The organism is Treponema pedis (assembly GCF_017161325.1).
Classification (GTDB): domain Bacteria; phylum Spirochaetota; class Spirochaetia; order Treponematales; family Treponemataceae; genus Treponema_B; species Treponema_B pedis.
The window spans coordinates 1,668,730-1,690,336 of record NZ_CP045670.1 but is presented as its reverse complement, the minus strand read 5'-3'; the positions used below and the strand labels follow the sequence as shown (position 1 = coordinate 1,690,336).

The 21,607-nt window shown below is 34.5% G+C and carries 20 protein-coding genes and 2 pseudogenes; 7 read left to right on the top strand and 15 right to left on the bottom strand.

The genetic code is table 11. The features are described from left to right. Positions 1 to 7: 7 nt before the first annotated feature. Both DYQ05_RS07735 and DYQ05_RS07730 read right to left on the bottom strand, forming a co-directional pair. On the bottom strand, positions 8 to 1,489 hold the full coding sequence (locus tag DYQ05_RS07735; protein WP_206183204.1) for an NAD(P)H-hydrate dehydratase: 1,482 nt from the start codon (positions 1,487 to 1,489) through the stop codon (positions 8 to 10). Between the two features lie 651 nt (positions 1,490 to 2,140). After that, a complete protein-coding gene (locus DYQ05_RS07730; protein WP_029409896.1) occupies positions 2,141 to 3,247 on the bottom strand; it encodes a D-alanine--D-alanine ligase family protein in 1,107 nt (368 codons plus the stop codon). Between the two features lie 133 nt (positions 3,248 to 3,380). On the opposite strand from DYQ05_RS07730, the gene purD reads away from it, so the two are divergent. After that, positions 3,381 to 4,691, top strand: coding sequence for a phosphoribosylamine--glycine ligase (gene purD / locus DYQ05_RS07725; protein ID WP_194077440.1), 1,311 nt, complete (start codon positions 3,381 to 3,383; stop codon positions 4,689 to 4,691). A 109-nt stretch (positions 4,692 to 4,800) separates the two neighbouring features. Here purD and DYQ05_RS13905 read toward each other — a convergent pair whose 3' ends face one another. Then, on the bottom strand, positions 4,801 to 5,397 hold the full coding sequence (locus tag DYQ05_RS13905; RefSeq protein ID WP_252723301.1) for a M24 family metallopeptidase: 597 nt from the start codon (positions 5,395 to 5,397) through the stop codon (positions 4,801 to 4,803). A gap of 13 nt (positions 5,398 to 5,410) precedes the next feature. After that, positions 5,411 to 6,559, bottom strand: coding sequence for an aminopeptidase P family N-terminal domain-containing protein (locus DYQ05_RS07720; RefSeq protein WP_252723300.1), 1,149 nt, complete (start codon positions 6,557 to 6,559; stop codon positions 5,411 to 5,413). 207 nt (positions 6,560 to 6,766) lie between these two features. Here DYQ05_RS07720 and DYQ05_RS07715 point away from each other — a divergent pair, with 207 nt between their 5' ends. The 6 genes and pseudogenes from DYQ05_RS07715 to DYQ05_RS13890 all read left to right on the top strand — a co-directional run bounded on the left by DYQ05_RS07715 (position 6,767) and on the right by DYQ05_RS13890 (position 13,639). Then, positions 6,767 to 7,711: an ABC transporter substrate-binding protein gene (locus DYQ05_RS07715; RefSeq protein ID WP_024469234.1), complete on the top strand. Its 945-nt coding sequence runs from the start codon at positions 6,767 to 6,769 to the stop codon at positions 7,709 to 7,711. A 34-nt stretch (positions 7,712 to 7,745) separates the two neighbouring features. After that, positions 7,746 to 8,723, top strand: a complete 978-nt coding sequence (locus tag DYQ05_RS07710; protein WP_020965430.1) for a FecCD family ABC transporter permease — start codon at positions 7,746 to 7,748, stop codon at positions 8,721 to 8,723. Positions 8,724 to 8,731: 8 nt separating this feature from the next. After that, positions 8,732 to 9,521 (top strand): annotated as a pseudogene (locus tag DYQ05_RS14500) (ABC transporter ATP-binding protein). Positions 9,522 to 9,552: 31 nt separating this feature from the next. Further along, positions 9,553 to 10,056: a flavodoxin family protein gene (locus tag DYQ05_RS07700; RefSeq protein ID WP_020965428.1), complete on the top strand. Its 504-nt coding sequence runs from the start codon at positions 9,553 to 9,555 to the stop codon at positions 10,054 to 10,056. A gap of 75 nt (positions 10,057 to 10,131) precedes the next feature. After that, positions 10,132 to 11,400 carry a coproporphyrinogen-III oxidase family protein gene (locus DYQ05_RS07695; RefSeq protein WP_206183203.1) on the top strand — a complete coding sequence of 423 codons (1,269 nt, stop codon included), beginning with the start codon at positions 10,132 to 10,134 and terminating at the stop codon, positions 11,398 to 11,400. 571 nt (positions 11,401 to 11,971) lie between these two features. Continuing rightward, positions 11,972 to 13,639: an ADP-ribosyltransferase-containing protein gene (locus DYQ05_RS13890; RefSeq protein WP_252723297.1), complete on the top strand. Its 1,668-nt coding sequence runs from the start codon at positions 11,972 to 11,974 to the stop codon at positions 13,637 to 13,639. Between the two features lie 439 nt (positions 13,640 to 14,078). Here DYQ05_RS13890 and DYQ05_RS07685 read toward each other — a convergent pair whose 3' ends face one another. From DYQ05_RS07685 to DYQ05_RS07635, 11 genes and pseudogenes are all read right to left on the bottom strand, one after another. Next, the gene (locus DYQ05_RS07685; RefSeq protein WP_020965425.1) at positions 14,079 to 14,723 is read right to left on the bottom strand and encodes a hypothetical protein; all 645 of its coding nucleotides are present in this window, start codon (positions 14,721 to 14,723) and stop codon (positions 14,079 to 14,081) included. A 49-nt stretch (positions 14,724 to 14,772) separates the two neighbouring features. Continuing rightward, positions 14,773 to 15,009 carry a hypothetical protein gene (locus DYQ05_RS07680; RefSeq protein ID WP_152513845.1) on the bottom strand — a complete coding sequence of 79 codons (237 nt, stop codon included), beginning with the start codon at positions 15,007 to 15,009 and terminating at the stop codon, positions 14,773 to 14,775. Positions 15,010 to 15,076: 67 nt separating this feature from the next. Next, entirely contained in the window at positions 15,077 to 15,415 is a 339-nt protein-coding gene (locus tag DYQ05_RS07675) for a hypothetical protein (RefSeq protein ID WP_252723296.1), read from the bottom strand. Beyond that, positions 15,412 to 16,245, bottom strand: a complete 834-nt coding sequence (locus DYQ05_RS07670; protein ID WP_206183202.1) for a hypothetical protein — start codon at positions 16,243 to 16,245, stop codon at positions 15,412 to 15,414. Before DYQ05_RS07670 ends, DYQ05_RS07675 begins: the two co-directional genes overlap by 4 nt. Before the next feature lie 159 nt (positions 16,246 to 16,404). Beyond that, complete coding sequence (locus DYQ05_RS07665) at positions 16,405 to 17,001, bottom strand: hypothetical protein (protein WP_024468218.1); 597 nt, start codon at positions 16,999 to 17,001, stop codon at positions 16,405 to 16,407. 297 nt (positions 17,002 to 17,298) lie between these two features. Further along, complete coding sequence (locus DYQ05_RS07660) at positions 17,299 to 17,469, bottom strand: hypothetical protein (RefSeq protein WP_225969098.1); 171 nt, start codon at positions 17,467 to 17,469, stop codon at positions 17,299 to 17,301. Between the two features lie 576 nt (positions 17,470 to 18,045). Next, positions 18,046 to 18,381 (bottom strand): hypothetical protein, encoded by a 336-nt coding sequence (locus DYQ05_RS07655; protein ID WP_194077433.1) that lies wholly within the window; start codon positions 18,379 to 18,381, stop codon positions 18,046 to 18,048. A 723-nt stretch (positions 18,382 to 19,104) separates the two neighbouring features. Continuing rightward, complete coding sequence (locus tag DYQ05_RS07650) at positions 19,105 to 19,437, bottom strand: hypothetical protein (protein WP_206183201.1); 333 nt, start codon at positions 19,435 to 19,437, stop codon at positions 19,105 to 19,107. Positions 19,438 to 19,450: 13 nt separating this feature from the next. After that, entirely contained in the window at positions 19,451 to 20,089 is a 639-nt protein-coding gene (locus DYQ05_RS07645) for a hypothetical protein (RefSeq protein ID WP_206183200.1), read from the bottom strand. Positions 20,090 to 20,223: 134 nt separating this feature from the next. Further along, positions 20,224 to 20,367, bottom strand: a pseudogene (locus tag DYQ05_RS13885) (RHS repeat-associated core domain-containing protein); the annotation flags it as partial. A 358-nt stretch (positions 20,368 to 20,725) separates the two neighbouring features. Continuing rightward, complete coding sequence (locus DYQ05_RS07635) at positions 20,726 to 21,346, bottom strand: hypothetical protein (RefSeq protein WP_024470388.1); 621 nt, start codon at positions 21,344 to 21,346, stop codon at positions 20,726 to 20,728. Positions 21,347 to 21,607 lie beyond the last annotated feature (261 nt).

Here is a 21,607-nt window from a genome sequence, read left to right as displayed (position 1 = left end):
CCGCTTTTTAAAAAAAAGATTCCAGTTTTTCCAAACCGGCAATCAAGCCGCTTGCAGTTAAGCCGTAACTGCTTTTTGAATATCCGCCTGCAAGAGTATGTGCAAGGCTCCCGCTTATTGCCGCTTCTTCCGGGCTATACCCTTGTGCAAGCAAGGCGGTAATAATTCCTGCAAGGACGTCGCCGGTACCGGCCTTTGAAAGCGAAGATGACCCCAAAGAATTGATAAAAATTTTACCGTTTGAACCGATTAGGACATTTGCACCCTTAAGCAAAACCGTAAGATCAGGATACCGTTTACAAAATTCATTTAAAAGTTTAAAACGGTTTTGCTGAATTTCATTTACGCTATAATTTCCGAAACCGCATATTTTAAGTAAAAAAGAAAATTCTTTCGGATGAGGGGTTAATACAGCCTTCTTTAAATTAGGTAAAACATCTTTCAGCTTTTCATAATAAAAAATATCTGCGTCCAATACAAGGGGCATTTTTTGAGTTTTTTTATCCAACAAAACGGAAAAGCCGCAAGTATTTTTATTTTCGCTTTTACCTAAACCGCAGCCTATCGCAACGGCGCTGAATTCTTTACAGTTAAAATTTTCACTATACATAAAATCGGCAGGTAAGCCTTGAAGTTTTTTAAATGAGGAAACCGACGGACAGCCGTCCTTAAAACCGCCTGAAACGGTTAAAAGTCCCGCCCCGAATTTTAAAGCCGCCGAAGCCGCCAAAATACAAGCACCGGGTTTTTCTCCCAAGATAACCGCCGCATGACCGAAACTTCGTTTATGAGTGTTTTGCCTTTTACGGACAGGTAAAATCATATCACTTTTATTAAGCAAAAAGACTTCCGTTTCCGTTTCGTATTTTGAGCGGGGAATACCCAAGTCTATAACTTCAATTTTACCCGTTACGTCTTTTGCAAAATCCGAAAAAAAAGCGGTTTTTAAAGCTCCCATAGAAAAAGTATAATCGCAGTTTACGGCAACGGGTGAAGCTATCCCTTCCGCATTAAGACCGCTCGGAATATCGCAGGCAATTTTTATGCAGTTTAATTTATTCAGCCTTTCGATAATTTTTTTATCTTCGTTATTTAAAACCCCTTTTAATCCCGTTCCTAAAAATGCGTCAAATAAAATATCGCACTTCGTTTCAATTGTTTTTTTTACGGTTATGCCTAAGGCTTCAAGTCTTTCTTTTTGAAGACGGCATAATTCGGATTTGGGTTCTTTTATGCACACCGCAATTACATTAAAAAAATCCGCACACATTCTTGCCAGAGCCAAGCCGTCTCCTCCGTTGTCGCCTGACCCGCAGACAATTTGTAAAATCTTTTTACCTTTATTTAATCTTTCATTTTGTAAAAAAAGAGATTTTAATTTTTCGGCGGAACCGCGCGCCGCATTTTCCATTAAAATTCCGTTACCCGCCTTAAATTCTTTTTCCGCACGCCTGTCAAGAACTCGTAAAGAATAAAAAACTTTTTCCATAAATATTATGCTCCTTTTATTTTTTTATAAGATTTACAATAATTAAAACACATACCTGCAATGCCCGGGAAAATAAAAAAAAGAAGTCCTGAAATAATTGCATAAAACAGATTTACAAAAAAAACTCTAAATGTAAAAAAAGGATTATTAAAAAATAAATAAAAAGAATTTTTTAAATTACAAAAAAAAGTTTTATCTTTAATTTGGGCTTCCGCAAAAAACCAAAAGCAGGAAAAAAATAAAAAAAAGAAAAGCGTTAAAATAATTAAAGCAAAAATATTTCCCGTTATGCTCTCTTTTTGTAAAAATATGCGCAATAAAAATAACAAACAAGTAAAAACAATAAGTTTAATTTGTGAAAATATCAATGTTTTAAAAAAAAACTTTTTAAAAAAAGTTTTCAGCAGGCCATAAAGATTTTTAGTTTCATTATAAAATGCCGAGCAAAGAACAAACTCGAATAATTGAAAAAACGTAAAGACGGTTATTTTAAATATTACGGCTGCATAAATATTTTTAGGCAAAATACGTATTATCAAAGTCGAAACCGCACATAAAAAAAGAAAAAATAAATTAACCGAGATATAACAGCGTAATTTTTCTCCGTTGCCTTTAAAATTTAATACAGCCATAAAATTCAAGATTAAAAAATCAATTATTGTGTGAAGTTTTTAACTTACGGTCACTTTTAAACCGCTCTATTGCCAAATCAATTAAATACATTATAAGTTTTTCATAAGGTAAACCTGAAGCGGCGCACATTTTCGGGAACATCGAAATTGAAGTAAAGCCCGGAATCGTGTTTACTTCGTTTAAATAAATTTTATTGTTCCTCTTATCTATAAAAAAATCCACACGGGAAAGCCCGGATAAATCCAAGGCCTGATAAGCCTTTATTGCAAGCTCCCTGATTGTTTTGCGGGTGTTTTCATCTATATCGGCGGGGATTTTTAATTCCGCACCGTCCGGGTCCGTATACTTTGCATCGTAATCATAAAATTTATGAGACGGAATTATTTCACCGGGGATATAAGCCGTCGTTTCAGTATTTCCCGTAACGGAACATTCCACTTCTCTGGCTTCAATACAGCTTTCAATTAAAATTTTATTATCCCATAAAAAGGCTTCTTCAGCCTGTGCAATAAGCTCTTCACGTTTATGTACAAGGCCCGCTCCGACGGAACTTCCAGCCCTGCACGGTTTTACAAAAAGCGGATAATCAAAATCCTTTTCAGCCTTATTTAAAATAACATTCCTTATTTCAAAATTGTCCCATTCCCGTTTTTTTATTGCAATATACGGAACGACGGGAAGACCTGAATAATCCCAAATCATTTTAGTTTTTTCTTTATCCATTGCAATACTTGTAGACATAACATCTCCGCCTACATAGGGAATATCGGCCATTTCAAACAGACCTTGGATAGTTCCGTCTTCTCCGAAACGTCCGTGCAAAACTGCAAAAACCGCATCTGTTTGTAAAAAAACGCTCCCCGCCTTAATGCCCTTTTTCGTTCCGCCCCCGGGAATTATTGAAACCCGTTTTGATTCATCTTTTTTTATTTTTAAAACCGCTTTAGGATTTTTTAAAATACGCTCTCTCTCTTCATTTCCGTGAAAAAACCATTCACCTTTTTTCGTAATTCCGATTAAATAAAGGTTATGTTTTTTATCAATCGTTCTTACTATTGAAGCGGCGGAAATAAGTGAAACTTCATGCTCGCTCGATTTGCCGCCGTAAATAATTGCTATATTCATAAGCATCTCCTTCTTTGAATAGCAAAGTTATTTTATCAGTATTACGGGAAAAAATCAACACTCTTGCCCTATCCGTCAGGTTTTGATATAATTCTATAGAATAAACTGTTTAAAATCAGTTTAGGAGAAGAAAATGAATATCCTGCTTGTAGGTTCGGGAGGAAGAGAACATGCGATTGCGATAAAACTTAGAGAATCGCCTTCCTGCGAAAAACTTTTTATAGCTCCAGGAAACGGAGGCACGGCCTTATTGGGAGAAAACGTACCGATTAAGGCGGAAGAAATAGAGAGACTTACTGAGTTCGCCTTTACAAATTCAATAGATTTAATAGTTGCAGGCCCTGAAGTTCCGCTTTGTATGGGTTTTGCAGATTCGGTTTTGAAAAAAAGTAAAGAATGCGGTAAACATATTGCGTTTTTCGGCCCTTCAAAAGCCTGCGCTTTGCTTGAAGGCTCAAAAGATTATTCCAAACAAATTATGATGAACTTAAATATTCCGACGGCCGAATATAAAACCTTTACCGACTTTAAAAAAGCAAAAGAATATATAAAGACCTTGGATTACGATTTTGTCATTAAGGCGGACGGACTTGCCGCAGGTAAGGGTGTAATTTTACCCGAAACAAAAGAAGAAGCCTTTACGGAGCTGAACGCCATAATGCGGGAAAACCGCTTCGGCTCTTCCGGAAATAAGGTTGTTATAGAAGAAAGGCTTCAAGGTGAAGAGGTTTCGATTTTAGCTTTTTCGGACGGAAAAAATATTGCAGTAATGCCGTCCTCTCAAGACCACAAAAGATTAAAGGACGGGGATAAGGGACCTAATACGGGAGGAATGGGAGCATATTCACCGGCTCCCGTTTGCAATACGGAAAAAGCGGAAGAATATGCCGAAAAAACAATTTTGCCGGTTATAAAAAAAATGGCTCAAAACGGAACACCGTATATCGGTGTTTTATATGCAGGGCTTATGCTTACAAAAAAAGGTATACGTGTTTTAGAATATAATTGCCGTTTCGGAGACCCTGAAACCCAAGTTTTAATGCAGCTTTTCGACGGTGATTTAGCCGAAACCATGCTTGCTTGTGCCGAAGGCAGACTTAACGAAGCATTACCTAAATGGAAGAGCGGCTTTGCCGTTACAATTGTTATGGCAAGCGGCGGCTATCCTATAAACTCTTCTTCCGATGAAAAACTTAATAAAGACGAATTAAAGAATGAAAAAGACGTAAATGTCATTCATGCAGGAACGGTTATAAAAAACGGAGAGCTTTTTACACACGGCGGAAGAGTTTTATGTATTACCGCACATGATGAAGATATACGAAACGGTTTACAAAAAGCCATCGATAAGGCGTATAAAAAAGTAAAATCGATTCATTTTAAAAATGCACAGTATAGAACCGATATTGCGGCAAAGGGTCTTAAAAGACAGGAAAAGTCATAAGATTTTAATCCGTATCCTTTGCAAATATCGATAGTATTTAATTTATACCAATAAAAAACACCTTGTACGTTTTTAACTTATACAAGGTGTTTTTTTAAAATCCTTAATCTTAAATTGCTTCGGTTTTTTTCTTTAAGAATTCTTTATATACTCCGTCCACATAAGGAGAAAGGCGCTCAAAAACTTCTTTGTGGTATTCGTTAAGCCATTCAATTTCTTCAGAAGACAGAAGATTTTTTATAATCGGACGTGTATCAATAGGACAAAGCGTTATAGTTTTAAACCGATAAAAATCCCCGTCGCCCGTTTTCATAAACGGTACGGTTACTACAAGGCTTTCAATTCTTATGCCGTGGCTTCCTGCAATGTATAAGCCCGGTTCATTGGAAGTAACCATTCCCAATTGCATAGGAACATCTATGTATTTACCGGAAATAGATTGAGGACCTTCGTGAACGCTTAAAACAAAGCCTACTCCATGACCCGTACCGTGTTTATAATCTTTTCCGAAAGCCCAAAGAGGAGCCCGTGCAAGGGTATCGAGAGCAAAGCCTGTAGTTCCAGCCTTAAATTTTGCCCGCGCCAAATTTATATGAGCTTTTAAAACCAAGGTATAGTTTTCTTTTTCTTCTTCCGTAAGTGGGCCTAAAGGTATTGTTCTTGTAATATCGGTTGTGCCGTCAAAATAATGTCCGCCGCTGTCCAAAAGGAGGAAGCTCTTAGGTTGTAAGGCTGCACAGGTCTTTTTTTTCGGGAGAATAATGAATTACCGCTCCGTTAGGGCCGTATCCTGAAATTGTTTCAAAACTGGCTTCGATAAAACCCTCTCCTTCGGCACGGAATTTTAAAAGCTGTTCGCTTACGTCCCATTCGGTAACGCCTTTATCTGCATTTTCTTCAACCCATTTTAAAATTTTTATCATTGCAGCGCCGTCTTTTTCCATAGCCTTATCGAAATTTTTAAGCTCAATCTCGTTTTTAACGGCCTTCATAGTTGAGGTTATGTTAAGTCCCTTTTCAATTTTAGCCTTAATTTTTTCGAAAAGAAATACGTTAGTCCTTGAAGGGTCCAAATAAACGGTACCGCCAAGCTTTGAAGCTTCTTCGAACACGGCTTCATAATCTTTTATTTGTACACCCTGTGAGCTTAAAAAATCTTTTACTTCGGAGGTAAGCTGCTTTTCCGAAATAAAAAGAGTTGCTTTTTCCGTTTCTACGATTGCATAAGCGGTAACCACCGGATTACAGGTAATATCGCTTCCGCGTATATTGAATAAGTAACAGACATCTTCCAAGGCTCCTATTACTGTAGAGCTGCAATTCTTTGAACAAAGCTCCTTACGCAGCTGCTCAAGCTTTTCTTTAGGGCTTTTGCCTGCATATTTTACATCTTGAATAAATGCCTTGCTTAAAATTTGAGAAGGTCTGTCGCTCCAAATATCTCCGATTAAATCAACGGTAGTAACAAACTCTATTCCCGCAAGTTCCGCCTGCATTGCTTCGTAAGTTCTAAGAGCAATAACCTTTCCGTCCATTCCGAGCTTTTCTCCGTCTTTTAAAACGGAGCGTAAAAATTCATTTACCGTAGGAACATTAGGTTCAGCCATTTTATAAAGTTCCACACCGGAACCTTCAAGCTGTTTTTCCGCCTGTAAAAAATAGCGTCCGTCAGTCCATAAAATAGCCTTATCCTTCGTTACAACTACAGTTCCCGCAGAACCTGTAAACCCTGAAATAAAGGCTCGGGTTTTGTAATTTTCCGGCAAGTACTCGCTTTGATGCGGGTCGGAAGAAGGAACCAAATAAGCGCTTAACGAAAGCGCTTCCATTTTTTGCCTTAAAGCGGCAATTCTCTCTGGTACATTCATAATCGCTCCCAAATAATAACGGAATTTAAAACCGATAATTTAAAATCCCGTTAAGTTATACATAGCAGAGTATACTAACTTTTCCCATTTAAGTAAAGATACGGGTTCGGTCTTAAAATTAACACCTATTGACATAAAGTAAAAAAAATGTCATAGTTGGCAAACTTTAAAATCGGCGGGTTTTACCGCTTAAAACAGGAGTCTTATATGAAAAATAAATTATTATTATTTTTTATTTTGGTTTTTTCGACTGCCGCATTATTCGCTTCAGGCGGAAAAGATGATAATTTGGTTGCCGATGCGCAAGGTTCCGCTTCAAAGAAAAAAAAGGCCGCCGCTTCTACAATGACTGAAGAATATATGATGCCGTCTTCAATGCCGAAAAGAACGGTTGCAGGTACGCTTGCGGTTTTGGATATGCTTGATTATTTGGAAGTAGATGTAGTTGCGATTCCCAATACGAATAATCCTATCAATCCTAAATACGAAAGCAAACAGCGCATAGGAATGCCTATGACACCCGATATGGAAAGATTAAAGGCCGCAAAGCCTGATTTTTTTATAACGGTAAACAGTTTAAAAACAAGTCTTGAACCTCAAGTAAAAACGGCGGGAATTGAAACGGTTTTTTTAAAAACCGATACTTATTCAAATTATTTAAAGGCTATGGAATACTTGGGAAAGGTTTACGGTAAAGAAAAAAAGGCTTCGGAATATGTTGATTCTATAAAAAAGAAAATCGATGAAGTGTTAAATAAAAATCAAAAAAAATCTCCCAAGGTTTTAATTATATTCGGAACGCCAAGCTCAATGTCAATTGCCGGAGAAAATTCATTTACCGGAAGTTTGGTAAAAGTAATAGGAGGCAAAAATATTTGGACCGATACAAAGATAAAAGGTCCGTATGCTCCTATGAATTTGGAACTTATAAAAGCTGAAAATCCCGATGTTATTTTACGCTTAACTCATGTAAAACCTGAAGAGTCTTCAAAAATGTTTAAAAAAGAATTTGAAAACGAATTTTGGTCAAAACTCGCTGCCGTAAAAAACGGAAAAGTTTACGATTTGGATAATACCTATTTTGCAGTTTCCGGAAATATTCATATAAAGGAAGCCTTAGATATGTTGGAAAATATGATTTACGGAAAATAAATTTTTCTTAAAAACTTTTTAAAGAGTATAACGGATGAAAAAAATATTCGTATTTACGGTTTTAACATTGATTTTGGCGCTTTTATTCTTTTCGTCCGTTGCTTTCGGGTCTATAAAATTTTCTTTTAGGCAAATAACGGAAGCCTTAATAGGAAGAGGCGAAAGTCTTGTAACCGATATTATTTTCGATTTACGTTTACCTCGTATTTTTACAGCTTTAATCGTAGGAATGAATCTTGCGGTTTCAGGAGCCTTATTGCAGGCCGTAATGCAAAATCCTCTTGCGGACCCTGGAATTATAGGCGTTTCCGCAGGCGCAAGCGTGAGCGGTATTGTTCTTATGCTGGCCCTGCCCCGCTACGCCTATTTAGTACCGCCCGCGGCTTTTTGCGGAAGTATGTTTGCAGCTTTTTTAATTTACATATTGGCATGGAAGGACGGATTTACTCCCGTTCGCATTATTTTGGCGGGCGTAGCCGTAAATGCCCTTTTGGGAAGCCTTGCAGGTCTAATTTCTATACTATTCAGCGACAGACTTCAAGGAGCCTTAATGTGGCTTAACGGAAGCCTTGCTTCAAAAAGCTGGCCGCATTTGAAGGTGCTTTTAATTTACAGCATTCCGGCTTTAATACTCGCATTATTTTGCATACGTCCCGCAAATATTTTACTTTTGGGAGATGAAAAAGCTGCAAGCCTCGGCTCGAACGTAAACCGTTCAAGATTTTTTCTTTCGGTCATAGCGGCCTTTTTAGCCGGAGTATCCACATCGACGGTAGGTATTATCGGGTTTGTAGGACTTGTAATTCCGCACATACTTAGAATGCTTGTAGGCTCCGATTATAAAAGTCTATTACCGTTTTCTATGTTTGCAGGAGCGGTTTTACTTTTGGGCGCCGATACCTTTGCACGCACAATAGCCGCTCCGATTGAATTACCCGTAGGAATTGTAATGGCGGTATTGGGCTCTCCTTTTTTCCTGTACTTATTACGGAACTCAAGTAAAAAATATTAGAGGTAAATATGATATCTGCATTATCCGCAAAAAATATTTACTTGCGGTACGACAAAAAAGAAATTATAAAAAATTTTTCAAGCAGCTTTGAAGCGGGTAAAATTATTTCGATAATAGGGCCTAACGGCTCGGGAAAATCGACGCTTTTAAGAAGTTTTGCCCGTCTTTTAAAAACTGCAAACGGAAAGATTTCCCTTTTCGATACGGATATAGCTTCGCTTTCAAAAAAAGAATTTGCCTGCCGCCTTTCCATCTTACTGCAATATAATATTGCGCCGGAAGACGTAACCGTAAAAAGACTTGTGCTTTTCGGAAGAGCACCGCATAAAAAATGGTATGAACCTTTAAAAAAAGATGATGAAAAAATATTAAACGAAGTTTTAACTCAAACCCGTTTAACCGAACTTACCGATAAAAAAGGTGTGTGAACTTTCAGGCGGAGAAAGACAAAGAGTTTGGCTTGCAATGGCCCTTGCACAACAACCTAAAGTCTTACTCCTTGACGAGCCTACCACTTACTTGGATATAGGATACCAGTTTGAACTTTTGGAACTGATTTACGGATTAAATAAAGCTATAAATCTTTCAATAATTATGGTTCTGCACGACTTAAATCAAGCGGCGCAATACAGCGATTCGGTTTTGGTTTTAAAAGACGGATTGCTTTTTAAAAAAGGTACGCCTAAAGAAATTTTTACCGAAAATTTAATTAAAGAAATATATGACATAAATTGCAAAATAATATATGATGAAGAAATGGGGTTTCCTATAATATTACCCAAAAGGAAATCGGCATAAATTATAAAACAGTCTAAGGAGAAAAAAAATTATGAAAACATTATTAGCTTATTCAAGCAAAACGGGAAACACAAAAAAAGTTGCGGAAGCGATTTTAAAATCTCTTCCTGAGGGAACCGATTTTTTTGAAGTTACGCAAGTTAAAAATGCAGACATCTACGACTCGATAGTAGTAGGTTTTTGGATTGATAAAGCCTTGCCGAATAAAGAAGCTTTGGAATTTATCAAAACAATTCGCAATAAAAAAACGGGCTACTTTTTCACCCTCGGAGCATACACGAATTCCGAGCATGCAAAAGAATGTCATAAAAATATTGAAAAACTGTTAACGGAAAACGGTAATACGGTTTTACGAGGTTTTTGCTGCCAAGGGAAAATAGACCCTGCCCTTACGCAAATGTTTATGTCGTTTCCGAAAGGCCACCCCCATTACATGGACGAAGAAAGAAGAAAGAGGCATGAAGAAGCTGCAAAACATCCTGACGAAGAAGATTTAAAAAAAGCTGAAGACGCTTTTAAAGAATTTATGCAATAAGTATGCAAGGTTAGCTGCATATAAAAATTTAAAATACATCTTTAAAAGCTCCAAAATAAAAATATGGAGATGAGTATGCAAGTTGAAGAAATTTTGAATTGTTCATATAAAGAAAGAAAAAAATCGCATCACGAGGCGGGAATGGCATTTGCAAAATATGCAAAGGGAATTACCACTATGGAAAAAGCCCTGTCCTCTCCGAATACCGAAAGCGGGAAAAAATCGGTTTATATTCATGTGCCGTATTGTAAAAAGATTTGCAGTTTTTGCAATATGCGGCGCACTATAAATCCCGTACCTGAAGATTATTCGTCTATCGTAATAGAGCAAATAAAAAACTACGGCAAAACGGAATACGTTAATACTTCGGAAATAAATTCGGTTTATTTCGGCGGCGGTACACCTACCGCCCTGCCCGAAAATCAACTTGCGGAAATTTTACGGGCAATAAATAAAAATTTTCATCTTGCAAAAAATGCTGAAATTTCTATGGAAACTACAGTTTCGGAACTTGATGATTCAAAACTGAAAACTCTTTTTGAAAACGGACTGAACCGTTTGAGTATAGGTATTCAAACTTTTAATAATGAAGGAAGAAAAACATTAGGCAGAATAGGAACGGGAGAAGCTGCGGAGGAAAGAATACAGGCCGCCTTTAACGCAGGTTTTAAAAATGTAAATATTGATATTATTTATAATTACCCTGAAGAAACTGAAGAAATACTTAAAAGCGATTTAAAAAAGGCCTTTGCCTTAGATATCGCAGGCTTTTCATTTTATTCTCTGATAATAATGGGTAAGTCCGGAATCGGTAAAAATATGGACAAAAAAGAGTTTACAGAAAAAACACTAAAGCGGGACGCTCTTTTTTTTACTACCGTATTAAACGAATCCCGAAATGCAGGTTATGACTTTTTGGAAATAACAAAACTTGTAAAACCCGGCCGCGATAATTATGAATACATAAGGACTTCTCATTCGGGCGGAGATATTTTTCCTGTAGGAGCGGGAGCCGGCGGGTTTGTAAATTCCGCGGCCTTTATGAATCCTATCGAAAAATTAAGTTATGCAAAAAACGTAAATAACTTTCACAAAGTTATCGGAATGAATTTAAGAAAATCATATAAACCCGTAAAATATTTTTCCGGACAGCTTCAAGAAGGAATCATAGATTTATCCCTTTTAAAAGAAAAAAAACTTCAAAAAATTCTTCCCGTTTTGGAAAACCTTAAAAAAGAAAATCTAATAGTCCAAGCCGAAAATTCCTGTAATTTTAAATTTACCGATAAGGGATTTTTTTGGGGTAATACGCTTGCGGCGGAAATTACAAAAACGGCCTTTTAACTAAGCGGTTTTTATATTTAAAAGTTTAAAATACCGAAAATAAAAATTTAAGCAGTGTCTTACCGCACCGCATTCAATTCTTCAATTCCGTAAAGAAATTTTTTACAGCCGGCTCATTTTAAGCTGCACTTAAAAAATACTTAAACAAATACGGATATGAGAACTTTACATATTTCGATATGAATGTTTCAAACTCAAAAAAGGCAAAAAAACGCTTTATCGTTCCGGTTTGTCCGTCAAAGTATAATCAATCATTATGTGCATAGACCTCCTGCCCTTATGCGGTAACGTGCACTTACCTTATGCGGTAACGCACACTTACCCTATGCGGTAACGCACACTTACCTTATGCGGTAACGCACACTTACCCTATATTGAAAGCATAAAATATTTTGAAACGGGCTTAAACGTAAACGATAAAACATATAAGGCTCATCTTACGGTTAAGGAGGTACAAGATACCGATAACAAAGCATATCATTATTATTTAGACGATGTAACACTTGAAGATATTTTAATAGACCGGATAAAAAAAGAAGCCGCACTCAGGACTCGCGCCAGTTCAAAAGAAGTGAACGCTCCATTATTGCACGGCTCTAATACAAATATATCCGAAAATGCCGAAACCGTCAATAGCGAAAAACAGCAAAAAAGCAAAATAGATGAGGCGTACGATAAGGCAGCCGAAGCCGCCCGCCTTGCGAATGAAGAAAGCATAAAACAGGCGGAAGCGGATAAAAAAGACAGCGGCGATATTCTTTTTCAAACGGAAGTTACAAAAGAAGAATTAAACGAAATTGAAGATGTACGTAAAAAATATGAAGGGACGGAACAATGGTTAAAAGCTCCGGACGGAAGCAACAGCAATTTAAATGAAAAACAATGGCTACAGGTTAGAACGGACAGTTTTAAAAAGTGGTTCGGAGATTGGGAAAGCGACAGTGAAAATAAAGTATTGGACGATAACGGCGAGCCGTTAGTAGTGTATCACGGCTCCCCTGAAATTTTAGGAGACGTGTTTGAGCAGGGCCACAGTTTTTACGGCGGAAATTTAGGGCACTGGTTTACAACCGTTGAAACTGCGGCACGTGATTACGCTTTTAACAGAGAAACCGGCAATTACGGAGACGTAAAAGCGGTATTTTTAAAGACAAATAAGATTATCGATTTATTGCCTCTAGGAGCCCGCTGCACTTCAAAAGAGTTTTGCGAACTTATGAATGATTACGGGTTCGATTTCGGGCGAGGCAGCAATAAAACATACAGGACAAATGAGCTTTATCAAAAGTACCAAAACGATATATTACCGAATATAAGCTACGGCTGTATAAGAATGATAGACGTAGGGCATACATACGTAGTAAAAGGCGGCAATCAAATAAAATCGGCAACGGATAATACGGGAAGTTTCGACCCCGATAATTACAGTATTCTTTTTCAAACCGCACCGCTTACGGAAGAAGAAAAAGCCTTTAAAGAAGCTGCCGCACAGTACCGCAAAGATATTAACCGCTATTTTGCAGGTGAAATGAAAAGCAATGAAACGGTAACGGTCTGTAAAACAACTCCTACAATATTGCGGGCGGCAGGTTTTGAAGATAAACCTATAACCGTATCCGGGGCAACGCTTAAACATATAACCGATAAACATAAGGATATAACACAGGATATATTAAGCAGCTTACCTGAACAATTGCTTAACCCCGTAGCGGTATTTAAGTCGCAAAATAAAGAGCAGTCTAACAGCCGTTTAATATTTACCGAACACTTTGTAAACGGTAAGCCGGTTCTTGCTGCTCTTGAAATGAATTACGAAACAGACCACGCAATAGTTAATTCAATACGCAGTGTTTACGAAAGAGATATAACGGCAAAAAGCGGTTGGAATGTTTTACAAGGTTGGATAGATAGCGGAAACTTGTTGTATGTAGACGATAAAAGGGCTGATGAATGGAGCGCAACTACCGGGGTATCATTCCCCTTAAGGGCATTCTCCAAGCTCAACCCTTCCAGTAATATTATCGGCGAAAATGCGGGAAATGTCAATACCGTATTAACCAAAAGCTCAATAATCGGCGATAATGCGGACGCTCTTTATTTAAAAGCGGAAAAAGAATTCTACGATGAGGTTACCGCCGCCGAAACGAAACAGGAAGTAAAAGAAAATTTAGAGAAAATTATTGTCGGTAAAGATATCACGGAAGCGGAAAATCTTTTTTATCTGTTTGTACATCTATAAAAAACTCACTTAAGTCGGGACATTTCCGGCCCGGTTTGAAAATCCTCCCTATAAATTCATCAAGCGCAAGACATTTTCAAAAATCAAGCATTGATGAATTTTCGCAGTTTCGCAATAAAATGAGAAACGGCATACAATAAGGAGTTTGCAAAGCAAACTCACGAGTTTAAATTAAGCGACGCTATTTCAGGAGCTTAATTTAAGCCTCCCTATAAATTCATCAAGCGCAAATTTTATCAAAAATCAAGCATTGATGAATTTTCGTCGTTTCGTAATGCAATGAGAAACGGCAATAAACTTATTGAGCAGATTAAACCTCCAATAAATTTATACTATTCTCTAAAACCAATAAATCAAAAAAATTACCGTCATAAATACTACTATAATGGAAGATAGTTAGGCGGTGAATAAATGCAAAGTTTTGTTTTCATGTTTTTTATTATTTTACCTTAGGTTTTATATTTTTTCTCAATGTTTTTTCCCCTTGGTCTAATTCTTCCCATGAATTATAAGCGCGTGATTGCTTTGAATACGGATTTCGTCCTACAACATACTTTCCGGGCAAGGGCTTATAAGGAATAAATATGCCTGCAACTTTAATTAATAAGAATTTTTCTTTAATATGAGAGCTATTATACTCCATTACAACCATGCTATCATCTTTAAATACTATTTGAATAGTTATGGCTTCATCAGTTTGTCCGATACGATAAGAACCATATAAATAATATGAGGTAATGCTTTCTTTTTTTATTTTTTCTATTGTACAAATAATCCCAATATCATACGACCATACATAAATTTTTCTTGATTTTTTCCCGATAGGTTTATTATCTATTTCAGTAAATGAAAAATTATTATTAATTCCTTTTCCCCATGAAAATGTATCTTCACTCCATATCATATCCCCAGTGCTTTTAGTATAATCATATATTTCAGAATTTATGTATACACCTAAAATTTTTTTTATATCATCTTGCGATACATTATAATAGGAAGCATTTTCTTTATATGATAATTCTTCACAATGTATAAAAAAAACAGTAATGATTATAAAGAAAAAACTTACAATATTTTTTTTCATTCTTGAATTCCCTTTGGTTGAAATTTGAAATAATCAATCCTATCAATATTTATAATGGTAACCTTGAATACTTCGAGTCTGAGTATCCAGCTCCATAATAGTACAGGTCTGTCTCTTCGTCAAGCTCTTTTGAAACGGCGGGCATTTCCTTGCGTCGCACGGCAAAAAAGCGTCCTCGACGTATACCCGCTACGCCTGCGGGTAATTTTTCTCTCTCCCCCGCCATAGATGGAGGCGGTTTTAAACGTATAAATTTTGCGTATGCAAAACTGATTATCAAATTCAATCGCTGTCCGAATGAGATAATTAGAATGTGAATAAATGTAAAGTTTTGGTTTCATACTCCAAACTATTTATTCTAACAACGAATAAAAATCACAGTTCATCAAATATATGATTATATTTTTATACCAGAAATAAGGCAATACATGGCTCCCCATCACATATAAGAACAACAGCATCGTTAAAATCCATAATATCAGTAAAATAGAAACTATAAAATTTGTATAATACCACTGTAAAGCTGGTCCCTGAACATCTTTCATATCTTTTTTAGTAGTTAAATAATAATTACCATTAATAATATCTGTTGTATTAAAAATTAATTTTCCGCTGGTATAATACTTATCTGTTTTAGCAAAAACTACAAATATTATAGTAAATATTACAATACATATTCCAATTTTTTTCATATTTCACCTTCTAAATTAAAAAAATCAAAATTATTCCAATCAATATCAGTCCATATTTTTTTATCTCCGTTAAGGTAAATACCCTTAAAAGTTTTCATATTACCGAATTTGATTTCCAAATACAGCCCTAAGGCATCCATATTCATGCCATATAAATCCTTTGATATCTTTTCAAGCTCAGAAGCTATTTTACTCTCCACATATTTACAAATTTCGGCTTCTTGAATTTTATCAATTTTAGATTTTGTATCTATCACAATACAAACAACAGGCCCTTTCAAAGATTTAAATATTTTCACACTTTCAATATTCTTGTTTAGAGATTTTAAATCTTTTACAAAATTTTCTACATCAACATTTCCTATAGTTCTATCTATATCAATATCAATATTTTCATAATAGTCGAATTCATTTATTTTAAAGTCAAAAGAAGTATATAATAAGAGCTTGTCATTTATAAAAATACGCAGCTTAACAATAGTATCGTTTTTAATAAACTTATCAATATCTTCATAAGCGGAAGGATATTTCTTTGATGTTTTAGTTATAACATGAGAAAAATATGTTTGTGTATTTTTAATACTGCTCACACTTACATCTTTTGAAAAATAAAAATTAAAGTTAACGATATTTTCAAATACATAAACAGAATGTTGTTTTAAATTTTCTATTTTGTATAATTCCCAAAAATTACCTTCATCCTCAATGTATGTTCTATCTTTTTCATTTGAAAAATCAAAACATTTTTCTGGAATACCATTGTTATGATTTTCAGCAGAACATGATAAAATTAAAAAACAGGTTAAAAAGAATACTGAATTTAATCTCATTTTGAACTTGCTCCTCCCGGCAATAAAAACATTTCCTCATAATTAATTTCTGAACTTATGTATATACTTTTTCTATCATAAAAATTACGAATGTTTTTAATTTGTGCGCTTCCTAAATGGGCTGATTGGCGGTAGTAGTGCTTTACCTTTTTCTCCTCGTTATTTTTTTTGGTTTTTACATGTGTCACGCTCTGACAGAACCTCCATTTTTTTTAATCGTTTTCTGTAAACTTCATTTTCATTATCAAACAATAAAGCTTTTTTATATAAAACTTTAGCAGTATGATAATTTTTTCTATATTCATAAATCAATCCAACATCATAATATATATCGGCTCTTTTTGGATTAGCAGCTAAATATAAACCATAATACCGCAACGCTCTATTTAAAAACCCTAATTGTTCACAGGCACGTGCTGACACTAAGACAGCGCCCATCCAATCCGGTTTTAAATCTAATGCTTTTTCCAATAGAAATATAGCAGTTCTATATAATTTACGGCGTCTCCTAATATAACATTTATTTTTTTCTTCATAATTAAATTTTTTATCCAGAAGTTTTGCTTCATCTATGTATATCGAAGCTAATAATCCAAAAGCATAAGGGACTGAAGGACGAATAGCTATTACTTTCTTTAATAGAATAATAGCTTTAGATAAGTCATTATTCTCATCCGCATCAATAGCTTTTTGCATTAATTCAATTTGTTCATGATTACACCCAAGTAATCTACTATCAGACTTCTCAATTTTCATTTAATTCCTTCTTTGTCCTATCAGGAGCACCTTTTTCTTTCGTAGACTTATCTTATTGCTCTCGTCTCCTATCTTTTGCTTTAATATTAAAAATATTATCCAAAGCATTTTTAACTTTCTCTCCAATCCACGACCATGTTTGTTTCATCAAGCTCTTTCCCCGTAAACCTGAACGGTAGATTGTCTATCCCCGGTGCAGTCTCTTCTATCAGACCTGCGAACCGTGCAGTTCCTAAATGGGCACTGTGGTAGTAGCAGAATTTTTCTTTCATCAGACATATCTATTTTTAAAAACCGTTACCGTTCCATTTCAAATACTTTGTACTTATCAATCATATCCAGTACATATAAATATTCGTCATCATAAACATCAATTTGAATAGGAATTCTAAATGTATCTGTAATACCGGGTCCCCAAGAAAATTCGGTTTCTACCCAAAACAGAAATCCTTTTCGGTTCTTTTCCATATATACCCCTAAAATATTTTTAATATCATACTCTGAAACATTGTAGTTATTTGCATAGTGATTTTTAAAGAGCGGTACAGGAACCTTATCCTTAATAATCTCAATGCTTTCTTACAGTCAAAATGCTTGAAAAACCGTTATCATCATTTTTTATCAAATATTTATTAATAAAATCATCAAGGCTCATATTTTTATTGGCTATATATGTAGATAGCTTTCCGATATTTTTATCGACTTTATAATCAAAAAAATATCTTTTATTACATATTACCTCACTAAAACGAAAATAGATAATAAAAAAAATAATTTATCAAAAATACTATTCCACGCATTTTTAAGTTTAACCCCAATCCATACTCCTGCCTGTTTTGTTCCGCCTGTATTTTTTTTACCAATATTACTAACTTTTTCTTACACATATAAAGATACTGTTGTATATAAAAGTTAATGGCTTTACTACAGCCGCTTTTCCAATATTTATTCATTACTATATCTCTTTCCTAAAAAAAATCAAAAGTTCTGCTATCAAATTCATTCTCATTTTCATCGAAAATGCACCAAAATCTACTTTCAGTCTTATTTTATCTCCATTTTTTTATAAATAATATATTTGTTTTTTATTATATCTGTCTCACAAAGGCTTCGTTTAAAATCTACTTCATTTTTTCGAATAACAACTTTAGTAAATACTCTTTTATATGTAAATACATCCTGTTGAAATTCTATCTTTGAAAATACATAATCTGCCAAAGCCCATGCATTAATAGATATAATCGTTATCATAGTTATCCATATAGGCATACCTATATCTTTTTGAGATAAAATTGTAATAATTGTAACATAAAGAAAAAAAATAAATGTTAAAAAAAAGAAACATCGAAGTACAAATGATTTCCGATATACAGTTTTCATAATTATTCTCCTAAATTCACAGCATCTTGCAATAGATTAATAATTAACCCTTGCGGATTATCTTTATCGTATATAAGGATATGTATCGTAAAGAAGTTATTAAAGTCTATTAGTATAGGAAAGATAGTTTTGTCGGATAAAAGTTGCCTTAAAGCTGCACCGGCAGTTCCTTCCCTCCGGTATAACCTCTCCTATCTTCAAAATTGCCGCTTAAGGGCCGGCGCAAGTACCTTACCTTTAAGAATCCAGAAGCGTTCTCATAGCTTTTATTATTGCATAAAATATAAAAATACACAAGTATCGGTACAGTGCTTTTCAGGACTTCGCTTTTGCTCCATTACAATACCTGTCCGGAAAAGATAGTTTGCCTGTGAATAAATACAAAGTTTTGTAAATAATAAGTGCCTGCCTCCCAGAAGCCCCATTTTTCATATAGTTGATATAATTCCTCATATGATTTAATAGATTTAAAATCATAATGTATTGCATCATATAGTATATGATACCTTTCGGTACAAGAACTAAAACTGAGTACAACCACAAATAATAACACAATTTTTTTTCATTTTTTCCATGCTCCAAAATTCCATCTTCGATAATTTATTCCACCCCAGATACTCTACACCGATGTTATTAATTGCTTGATATCTTTTTTTTATTTTATTTATACCGACACTTTATTTTACAATTTATACTTTAAACCATGCATTATTTTTATTAGCATTAATAATATGTAATATAGCGAATAATTTTAGAAGATAATTTCCCGCTTTCATTTTTGTATATTTCAGCTTCAAGCCAATTTCCAAATAAATCATGTTTTGTATATACATATTTAATTACCTTCTTAGTATAGGCATCGTAATATTTACTCATTAACAACTTACCGTCAAAATATTTTGCATCGTAAAACTTTTTCCATGGATATTCGAGTGAATTTTCTCTTGAGTTTATTATTTCTTTCATTGTGCCGTCTTCATTATAAAAAAACGTCCATATTTTATCACTATAATCTTCTTGAAGTTTTTTTATTGTCTTATCGTCATTTAACCACACTTTTTTATAATTATTAAAAAAAATAATCCTCTGTCTTCCCTTCTTTATAAGATGCAATTAAGCGTTTTTCATCGGCCGTCATAATATGATATTCCAGCACATCAAAATCTTTATTAACAGGAGAGTATTCAATTATATGCGATAATTTAAACGATGATTCTTCTTCCACACTATTATTTATATCATCGTATGTCATTATATCAACATGAGATTTTAATTGCTTTCTAAAGTTTCTATCATGAACTTCTATCTTTCTTCCATATTTATCATATTTATATAATGATTCTATAAGTAAATCTTCATACGGTGTACTTTCTACTCTACACAATACTTTACCGTCCTCGTCATATTTATATAAAACAATAAATTGTTCTTTATTATATGGAAACGCATCTATAATATTTTCTTTATTTTTTTCATCCATATTAATTTCCCAAATAGCCAATGTGTTATATTTTAATTTTGGAATTAAATACAATATCGATGACGGCATAAAACCTTTATTTTCGATTAATTCCCAATTAAATAAAAGTCCCCTCGAGTAAAAAACGGTATTATCTTCTATATTTTCTACATTAATAATTTGTTCATTTTTATCTTTTGAACAGGAAAATAAAATGACAGCTATGGCTAATAAAATAATTCTTTTCATATATTTCCTCCATATTATATTAGTCAGGTAAAACCGCAATAGGTTTTTTATCTATTCTAAATATATCTATGCGTACAATTGCTTTGCTATCTACAACTACTCCATCTTTTACTCCTTCAGGTAAATAGCCTTTACACTGAAGGCTCCACGCTCAACCACCTAGAATATTTTGAGTTTAAATATCTAACTCCATAGTAGTAAAGTCCCGTCTCTTCGTCAAGCTCTTTCCCTGTAAACCTGAACGGTAACTTATCAATCCCCGGTGCAGTTTCCTCTATCAGACCTTAAGAATCCCGAAGCGTTCTTATAGCTTTTATTATTGCATAAAATATAAAAGTACACAAGTATCGACACCGCGCTTGCTTCGATGCTGCGCCTATCGGCTTGCTGAACCGATATCGCTTGTAATCTTTTTGCTGCTCGGGTCTTTTCAGGCGATGTTTTTATGCAAGCATTTACGCTGCCGCTCCAAAAACCGCATTTGCTTAAACACACTGCAAAAAGGATTTGCCTGAAAGTTCGCTTGGCCTCACTGCATGTACTGCTTCAATCGCTGTCCGGGAAGTGAGATAAGCATGTGGTATATTACTATAATTGTTTTTCATCAACTATCCAAAGTATTATGCTCCTATATAATCAAAAGTTATTCAGGATTTTTTTAATCGATACTTTTTTTACAGTTGTTTTTTTTAATTTTCCTTCTTCCGTATAATATTCCAAATACAAAAAATTTCCTTTAATAAAGGAATTATTACCGATAACAAAATATTTGCAGACGGCTCTATACATATCTTGCGGCTCAGGAATTCTAATCTTTTTATTTCCAAATATCGAATGCAATTCTATCAAGGTATCGGCAGTTAATACAAGTTCATTTTCTACATCGGCAAAAGCAGCCAAAAAGAATTCCTGTGAGAGTTTTTCCTTATCTACCGAAAAAAAATAAGTTCTTATATCAGGCCCCATTGAACTGCCGAAATCATATCGGCACCACTTATCCGATATCCACTCAAAAGACGGAGGAGGAAGACTTATATGCCATGATGTCGAATATTTATTATTGGTTTTTAAATTAGTAACTTCAAATTGATATCTCTTTTCATAATAATTATCAATACTATGCGTTATATATATAACTGCATTAAAATCACCCATTGTTTGAGCAAAAAACACTTGTTTTCCTACAAATTTTTCTTCCGCACCGGTAAATAAATGAGTAATAGTTAAAAATAAAAATATACATATCGATTTTTTCACGGCCAATATCTCTTATTTAAATTCCAACCTGACTTTGTTAAATTAAAAAAATCACAACCATTAACGGTCATTAATTTATTAAATAGTCCTTTTCTATTAATACCATGAGACCAGTAAAAGCCAGCTTTGTTAGTTATAAATGAATATCCACGCATTCCATGAATTGCTCCAATAATAGAATTTATAAATGACTCATTTTCTCCATATCCGTTAATATTTAAAATACCCGCCTTTTTTAATTTTTCCATTGCTGCTAATCCT

Bases quoted from the DNA above. Each gene is read 5' to 3' on its own strand.
- DYQ05_RS07735 (WP_206183204.1), bottom strand. From the start codon at position 1,489: ATGGAAAAAGTTTTTTATTCTTTACGAGTTCTTGACAGGCGTGCGGAA.
- DYQ05_RS07730 (WP_029409896.1), bottom strand. From the start codon at position 3,247: ATGAATATAGCAATTATTTACGGCGGCAAATCGAGCGAGCATGAAGTT.
- purD (WP_194077440.1), top strand. From the start codon at position 3,381: ATGAATATCCTGCTTGTAGGTTCGGGAGGAAGAGAACATGCGATTGCG.
- DYQ05_RS07720 (WP_252723300.1), bottom strand. From the start codon at position 6,559: ATGAATGTACCAGAGAGAATTGCCGCTTTAAGGCAAAAAATGGAAGCG.
- DYQ05_RS07715 (WP_024469234.1), top strand. From the start codon at position 6,767: ATGAAAAATAAATTATTATTATTTTTTATTTTGGTTTTTTCGACTGCC.
- DYQ05_RS07710 (WP_020965430.1), top strand. From the start codon at position 7,746: ATGAAAAAAATATTCGTATTTACGGTTTTAACATTGATTTTGGCGCTT.
- DYQ05_RS07700 (WP_020965428.1), top strand. From the start codon at position 9,553: ATGAAAACATTATTAGCTTATTCAAGCAAAACGGGAAACACAAAAAAA.
- DYQ05_RS07695 (WP_206183203.1), top strand. From the start codon at position 10,132: ATGCAAGTTGAAGAAATTTTGAATTGTTCATATAAAGAAAGAAAAAAA.
- DYQ05_RS07685 (WP_020965425.1), bottom strand. From the start codon at position 14,723: ATGAAAAAAAATATTGTAAGTTTTTTCTTTATAATCATTACTGTTTTT.
- DYQ05_RS07675 (WP_252723296.1), bottom strand. From the start codon at position 15,415: ATGAAAAAAATTGGAATATGTATTGTAATATTTACTATAATATTTGTA.
- DYQ05_RS07670 (WP_206183202.1), bottom strand. From the start codon at position 16,245: ATGAGATTAAATTCAGTATTCTTTTTAACCTGTTTTTTAATTTTATCA.
- DYQ05_RS07665 (WP_024468218.1), bottom strand. From the start codon at position 17,001: ATGAAAATTGAGAAGTCTGATAGTAGATTACTTGGGTGTAATCATGAA.
- DYQ05_RS07660 (WP_225969098.1), bottom strand. From the start codon at position 17,469: ATGGAAAAGAACCGAAAAGGATTTCTGTTTTGGGTAGAAACCGAATTT.
- DYQ05_RS07655 (WP_194077433.1), bottom strand. From the start codon at position 18,381: ATGAAAACTGTATATCGGAAATCATTTGTACTTCGATGTTTCTTTTTT.
- DYQ05_RS07645 (WP_206183200.1), bottom strand. From the start codon at position 20,089: ATGAAAAGAATTATTTTATTAGCCATAGCTGTCATTTTATTTTCCTGT.